Raw genomic sequence first — 6110 nt, 5'->3', positions numbered from 1 at the left:
GCATGGCCCTCATGCTGGTGGCCACCGCCGCCGCCCACTTCGCCCCGTCGGACACCGGCGTGATGCCCGGCCACGACGACCTGACGGCGATGGTGCCGCCGTTCGTGCCGTTCCCCGGCGCGGTGGTCCATGTGACCGGCGTACTGGAACTCCTCGGCGCGGCCGGGCTCGTGCTCACATCGACACGGCCGGCAGCCGGTCTCGGCCTCGCGGTGCTCTTCGTGCTGCTGCTCCCGGCCAACGTCCACGCCGCCGTGGAGGGGATCCCACTCGGCGACGACCCGGCCGTACCGCTGTGGTTCAGGGTTCCCGAGCAACTGCTGTACATCGGCCTGGCCCTGTGGACGGCCACCGCGGCCGGTGCCGCCGGCCTCCGGCGCCGCCGTGCGGCGGTCCGGCCGGGCGGTGACGGCCCGGCGACGGCGCACCGGTGACCACGGGCCGCCGGTCCTCCGGGGCCCGGCCGCCCGGCCCCGCGCGGGCGGCGGACGGAGGGCGCGGTCCCCTTGCTCCGCCGCCCCCGGCGTACGGCGTTGCGCGGTCGCACCGGCCCGGTATCGGCCATAAGCTGCCGGGGCCGTCGGCTGGTGGCCACGATGGCGCTGACCAGGCCTTCCGCTCCGCACGGCGGCCACACCGCCGGAGCGGGACCCCCCGGAGGGCCGGGGCGGGCGACTGCGGGAAAACCGGCCTCCGGGGCATCACTGACCCGCGCTCACGTGGGCAGGAGAGCGACGACGCCGCGCGGCCCGTGCCCACGGGCGGCGGCGGACACGGCATACCTCGAGGGAAGGAACAGGCACATGTCCGGAGAAGGACGCGGTGACGACGTCTACCAGCCGGATGGTTCGGACGCGGACAACCGGCCGACGGACGAGCTCGATCCGGAGAACGTGATCGACGAGCCCGGCCTCGACGACGTACTGGACACGGGGTACTCCCCGCCGGAGAAGCCCCTGGGTGTGTCGAAGTACGGCACGACCGGCGAGGAGCAGCGCGAGGGCGAGTCCCTCGACCGGCGGCTCGCCCAGGAGGTTCCCGAGGAGGACCCCCGCCAGGCGCCCCGGGCCGAGGAGGAACCGGAGAACAACGGTCCGGTGGAGGAGGAGGCGGGCGACGAGCGCGCCGGGCGCGTCGCGGCTCCCGAGGAACCCGGCGACGAGCGCAACAACAGGGTGCTGGGCCGGGACGTGGGCATCGACGGGGGCGCGGCGTCCGCGGAGGAGGCCGCGGTGCACATCCAGGACGAGGACACCGGCGCCTGATCCAGGGCCGACACGCCATGGGTGTACGCGGGTGCCGGTGACCCCACCGGCGCCCGCGGCCCGTGCCCGGCAACGGCGACAGGCGGCCCCGTCCGGCCCATCGGATCGCACCGCACCTGGACGGCGCGGCACCGCCCGGGCCGGGCGGCGGCTCACCCCACGTACCGTCGTGCGCTCCCCCGGCGCTGAGCCCCCTCCAGGGCCGCCAGCCGCGCCTCGATCTCCGGCGGGACGGGCCGCCGCTGCCGCAGGACCCAGGGCAGCCCCCGCACGGCCTGCGCGAAGGCCCGCACCGAGGCCAGGTCCTTCGGGACCGTGGCCAGCAGGTACAGGGTGCGCCGCACCGCGGGCCCGGCCGGTCGCCGCAGCCAGGTGAACCACAGCGTGTTGCGCAGCCCGGTCACCCGCCGGGCCGTGCTGTCACGGACCGCCGAGGCGGCGTGGTGGATGACGGCCTCGGGCAGGTACGCCATCCACCAGCCCTCCCGCATCAGGTCCGTGGCCAGCAGTTCCTCCTCGCCCCCGAGCCAGATGCCGGGGTGGAAGCCGCCCGCCTCGCGGAAGGCCCGGGTCCTGATCACCGTCGCCGCCGCGAGGAAGGAGCCGATGGCCGGGCCGGGGAGCCAGTCGGGGCCGGTGAGCGGCGAGTCCCGGAGCTCGGCCACCACGGGGTCGTCCTCGCCCTCCGGTTCGACGACGATCCGTGCCGTCACGGCGGCCGGGATAAGAGACAGCACCAGGTGTCGTCGTCGCAGAACGCCACGTACGGGGTGCGGACATGGCGGACCGCGAGGTTGCGGCCGACCGCACCGAGGTTCTCGCCGGGGGTGAGCAGCAGGACGCCGGGGAAGTCGCGGGCCACGGCGCGGGTCGTGCCGTCGTCGGACCCGTTGTCCGTGACGATGACGTCCGGACGTTCGGGCAGCCGGCTTAGGAGCCGGAGGGTGCGCATCAGTTCGGTGCGGCGGTTGCGGGTGATGACCACCACGGTGGTGCGCGGGTCGGGGCCGGGAGGGTGTCCGCCGTCATCGGCCCCGCCCGCCCGCGTCGCTCTCCAGCAGCAGGATCTGGTCCTCCACCCACGCGGGCAGCGGCCGGCGCAGCCGTACCGCCGCGGGAATCCTGGCCAGGGCCTCCCGAAGGGCCCGGCCCGCGTCCGTACCGCCGTGTGCCCATTCCTCGAGCAGGCGGCCCGTCTCCGCCAGGGCGACCCGCAGGGGCCGCCGGAGCCAGGCCGTCAGCAGGGAGTTGCGCCGCAGGGCGACCGCTCTGCCCGGCCGTGGGACGGCGTCCGGGCCGTGGTGCGCGACCAGGGACGGCTCGTGGACGACGCCCCAGCCGGCCGCCGTCAGATCGTAGGCGAGCAGGGTCTCCTCGGCCCCGAAGAAGAGGAGCGGGTGGTAACCGCCGGCCGCCAGGAACGCGGAGCGGCGCACCACGGCCGCGCAGCCGAGGAACCCGAGCACCGGAGTGCCCGGCAGATCCGTGCGCGGGGGCAGCGGCGAGTTCGCGAGGAGCGTGTCGAGCGGGTCGTCCGTCCCGTCGGGCTCCACCACCGTACGGGCGGAGAGCAGGCCGAGCCGGGGGTAGGTGTCGAAGAGCGCCGCGGCCGCCTTCAGCGAGCCGGGCTCCCACCAGGAGTCGTCGTCGCTGAAGGCCACGTACGGTGTCGACGCCTGACGTACCGCCAGGTTCCGTCCGACGGCTCCGGTGTTGCGTCCGGGGAGCAGCAGCCGTGCCCCGCACGGGTGGGCGCGTACGGCGTCCGGGGTGCCGTCCCCCGACCCGTTGTCCACGACGATGACGGGTGGCCGCTCGGGCAGGGCCGCCAGGTGGTCCAGGGTGCGCAGCAGGCTCTCCCGGCGGTCGCGGGTGATGATGGCGACCGTGGTCCGGCGGTCCGGCGCGTCCTCACGTCGGCGGTCAGACATGTGCGGTCACTTCCTCCGTGGTGTCGCCGTGGTCCAGCGCGCCGAGCGCCCGCTCCAGGACCCGGCGGGCGTCGAGCCTCAGCAGCCGGGGGTCCGGCTCCGCCGCGTGCGGGTCCCCCGGCGGGCCCGGGTGCCAGAGCGCGGTGTGGCGGCGGCCCGGGGGCGGGCCCCACAGCTCGGGGGAGACGGGTCCGAAGAGGGTGACCGACGGGGTGCCGTGGGCGAAGGCCAGATGGGCGGGGCCGGTGTCGCCGCTGACGAAGAGCGAGGCTTCGGCGATCAGTGCGGACAACTGGTCGAAGGACAGGGTTCCGGCGAAGACGTCCCGCGGTCCCAGCCCCGCGCCGTCGGCGACCTGCGCACAGAGCTGCTTCTCCCGGGGGCCCCCGGTGACGACGACCCGCCGGCCCGCGGCCCGAAGCCCCGCGGCGACGGCGGCGTAGCGGCCGGGCGGCCACCTGCGGGCCCCGGAGTCGGCGCCCGGGTGCAGCACGACGGCTCCCGGGGCCGGCGAGGGGACCGGGGGCGGGATGATCCGCAGCTCGCCGGGGTCCGCCGGAATGCCGTGGGCCCTCAGGAAACGGCACCAGCGCAGCCGCTCGTGTTCGTCGGCCCGCCAGCGCGGGGGCGCGGGGTGCCCGGGTTCCGGGTGCGCGTAGGACAGGAGTCGGCCGGGTGCCAGCGCCGCGAGGGCGTCGTGGCTCTCCGGGCCGTTGCCGTGCAGGTCCACGGCGATGTCCGGCGCGGCGTGCCGCCAGTGGCCGAGCGGGGGGACCCGGCGCCCGTTCTCCTCGGTCGGGAAGTGGGCGTCGACGGCGCCGGTCGCCCGTACGGCGGGCCCCAGGGAGGCCGGTGCCGCGAGGACGGTCTCGTGGCCGGGGAACGCCCGCCGCAGACCGCGCAGTGCCGGTACCCCGGCGAGCAGGTCGCCGAGCCCCAGGGCGCGCAGGACCAGGACGGTGGGCCGCCGGCCCGAGGGCCGGGGGAGGACGGAGGGTGCGAGGGGGGCCACCGCGCTCACCGCCGCGTGGTCGGAGCGGAGCGGGCGCCCGTGCCGGGTCCTCGGGAGGCGCGTTCCACCAGCCGGGTGCTGGAGCGGCCGTCGAGGTAGGGCAGGAGGACCACCTGTCCGCCCCAGCTCTCCAGGAGCCCGGCCTCCGGGAGGTCGGAGAGGGCGTAGTCGCCGCCCTTCGCCCAGACGTCGGGGCGCAGTTCGCCCAGCAGGCGTTCCGGGGTGTCCTCGTCGAAGACGACCACCGCGTCGACGCAGTCCAGGGCCTCCAGCACCCGGACCCGGTCGGCGGCGGTCACCACGGGGCGGCCGCCGCCCTTGCGGCGCCGGACGGAGGCGTCGGAGTTGACGCACACGACCAGGCAGTCCCCCACGCGGCGGGCGGCCTGGAGGAGTTCGACGTGGCCCGCGTGCAGCAGGTCGAAGCAGCCGCCCGCCGCGACGACGGTGCCGCCGCGGGCGCGGACGCGGCCGACCAGTTCACGCGCCCCGCGGGCCGGTCGCGTGTCCTGGTCGCCGGAGGGCGGCTCGCGCAGGACGCCGTGCGCCCCGCCGTCGGCGACGAACCGGGTGGCGGCGTCGACCGCCTCGCGCAGGGCCAGCTCGGCGACCGTGGCGGCGAACCGGTCGCCGGCCCCGCAGCAGTCCCCGCCCGCCCGGTGGGGCGCGGGCACCAGCAGGGGCGTACCGCCCTGGTGGAGCAGCGCGCCGTCCTCGCCCAGGGTGACGGCGACCGACGCGGCGCCCCAGAGTTCCAGCAGCCGCCGGGCGTCGGCGGCCGCCGCCCGCAGGCCTGTGCGGCGGCCCCCTCCCCCGTCCTCGCCCCCTCCGGCCGTCCCGCGGCCCGCGAAGTGCCGGGCCTCGGCGGCGGCGGGCGTGGCCAGGCGCGTACCGGGAACCGGGGGGCCGCCCGAGGGGTGCGGGTCCCAGACCACCGGCGCGTGGGCGGCCCGGGCGGTCAGGGCGGTGCGCAGCGCGTCCGCCGTGCCCCGTCCGTAGTCGGCCACCAGCACCGCGGCGGCCCCGGCGACGGCCTCTTCGGCCTCGGGGGTGGCGGCTGCGGCACGCCCGTCCCCGTCGTCGAGCCGGAGCAGCGGGCGCCCCTCGGCCATCAGCCTCGTCTTGCAGACGAGGGCACCCGTGAGGGGGATCTCGACGAGCCGTACCCGGTCGCGGAGCATCTCGCGGACCGTGCGGGACGCCTCGTCCTGGCCGAGCGCGGTGACGAAGGTGACCTCTCGGCCGTCGGCCGCGGCGAGGCAGGCGGCGAGCGCCGCACCGCCCGGCCGCGCCGTGCGCTCCGGGCGGCTGAGGACCGGGACGGGGGCGTCGGGGGCGAGCCGCTCCGCGTGTCCGGTCACGTCACGGTCGAGCAGGCAGTCCCCCACGACGACCAGCGGTGTGCGGGTGTTCATGCGCGCTCCTCCCCGGCCGGTGTGCCGTCGGCCGCCCGCGGCCGCTCGGCCGGCACACCCCGGGTCCCGCGGGCGGCCCGGGCGGCGATCTCCCGGTCGAAGGCCTCACAGACCATGTGGACGGCGACCAGGTGCAGTTCCTGGACGGTCGCGGACATCGCGGCCTCCACGCACAGGGCCTCGTCGCTCGCCGCGGCCAGCGGGTTCGGCTCGGGGCCGGTCATCGCCCAGACCGGCATCCCGATGCGCCGGGCCTCGTTCCCCGCCGCCAGGAGGTTGGCGCTGGCCCCGCTGGTCGACAGGAGCATCAGCACGTCGCCGGGGCGGCCGTGCGCGCACGTCTGCCGGGCGAACACCTCCTGCACCCCGTAGTCGTTGGCGATGGCGGTGGTGGAGGAGGTGTCGGCGTGCAGGGCGAGCGCCGAGTACGCCGGGCGGTCGTCCTGGTAGCGCCCGACGAGTTCGGCGGTCAGGTGCTGGGCCTGGG

6 protein-coding genes and 1 pseudogene are annotated in these 6110 nt (G+C 77.1%); 2 read left to right on the top strand and 5 right to left on the bottom strand.

The genetic code is table 11. The annotated features are described in order from the left end of the window. Together IH13_RS0133780 and IH13_RS0133775 are read left to right on the top strand one after the other, a co-directional pair. On the top strand, positions 1 to 434 hold a 434-nt coding region (locus IH13_RS0133780), incomplete at its 5' end, for a DoxX family protein (RefSeq protein ID WP_031090568.1). A gap of 369 nt (positions 435 to 803) precedes the next feature. Continuing rightward, a complete protein-coding gene (locus IH13_RS0133775; protein WP_031090566.1) occupies positions 804 to 1265 on the top strand; it encodes a DUF5709 domain-containing protein in 462 nt (153 codons plus the stop codon). Between the two features lie 152 nt (positions 1266 to 1417). Here IH13_RS0133775 and IH13_RS39205 read toward each other — a convergent pair. The 5 genes and pseudogenes from IH13_RS39205 to IH13_RS0133750 all read right to left on the bottom strand — a co-directional run. Then, positions 1418 to 2217: pseudogene (locus IH13_RS39205) on the bottom strand (glycosyltransferase family 2 protein). A 73-nt stretch (positions 2218 to 2290) separates the two neighbouring features. Then, complete coding sequence (locus tag IH13_RS0133765; protein WP_031090563.1) at positions 2291 to 3196, bottom strand: glycosyltransferase family 2 protein; 906 nt, start codon at positions 3194 to 3196, stop codon at positions 2291 to 2293. Beyond that, a complete protein-coding gene (locus tag IH13_RS0133760; RefSeq protein ID WP_037843175.1) occupies positions 3189 to 4208 on the bottom strand; it encodes a glycosyltransferase family 9 protein in 1020 nt (339 codons plus the stop codon). Before IH13_RS0133760 ends, IH13_RS0133765 begins: the two co-directional genes overlap by 8 nt. Before the next feature lie 5 nt (positions 4209 to 4213). Continuing rightward, positions 4214 to 5623: a D-glycero-beta-D-manno-heptose 1-phosphate adenylyltransferase gene (gene rfaE2 / locus IH13_RS0133755; protein ID WP_031090559.1), complete on the bottom strand. Its 1410-nt coding sequence runs from the start codon at positions 5621 to 5623 to the stop codon at positions 4214 to 4216. Beyond that, a partial coding sequence (locus IH13_RS0133750) for a D-sedoheptulose-7-phosphate isomerase (protein WP_031090558.1) occupies positions 5620 to 6110 on the bottom strand: 491 nt, incomplete at its 5' end. The genes rfaE2 and IH13_RS0133750, both read right to left, overlap by 4 nt.

Source organism: Streptomyces sp. NRRL WC-3549 (assembly GCF_000721935.1).
Classification (GTDB): Bacteria; Actinomycetota; Actinomycetes; order Streptomycetales; family Streptomycetaceae; genus Streptomyces.
The sequence above is the reverse complement of the archived record's forward strand: the minus strand, read 5'-3'. Positions and strand labels throughout refer to the sequence as shown.

Bases quoted from the DNA above. Each gene is read 5' to 3' on its own strand.
- IH13_RS0133775 (WP_031090566.1), top strand. From the start codon at position 804: ATGTCCGGAGAAGGACGCGGTGACGACGTCTACCAGCCGGATGGTTCG.
- IH13_RS0133765 (WP_031090563.1), bottom strand. From the start codon at position 3,196: ATGTCTGACCGCCGACGTGAGGACGCGCCGGACCGCCGGACCACGGTC.
- rfaE2 (WP_031090559.1), bottom strand. From the start codon at position 5,623: ATGAACACCCGCACACCGCTGGTCGTCGTGGGGGACTGCCTGCTCGAC.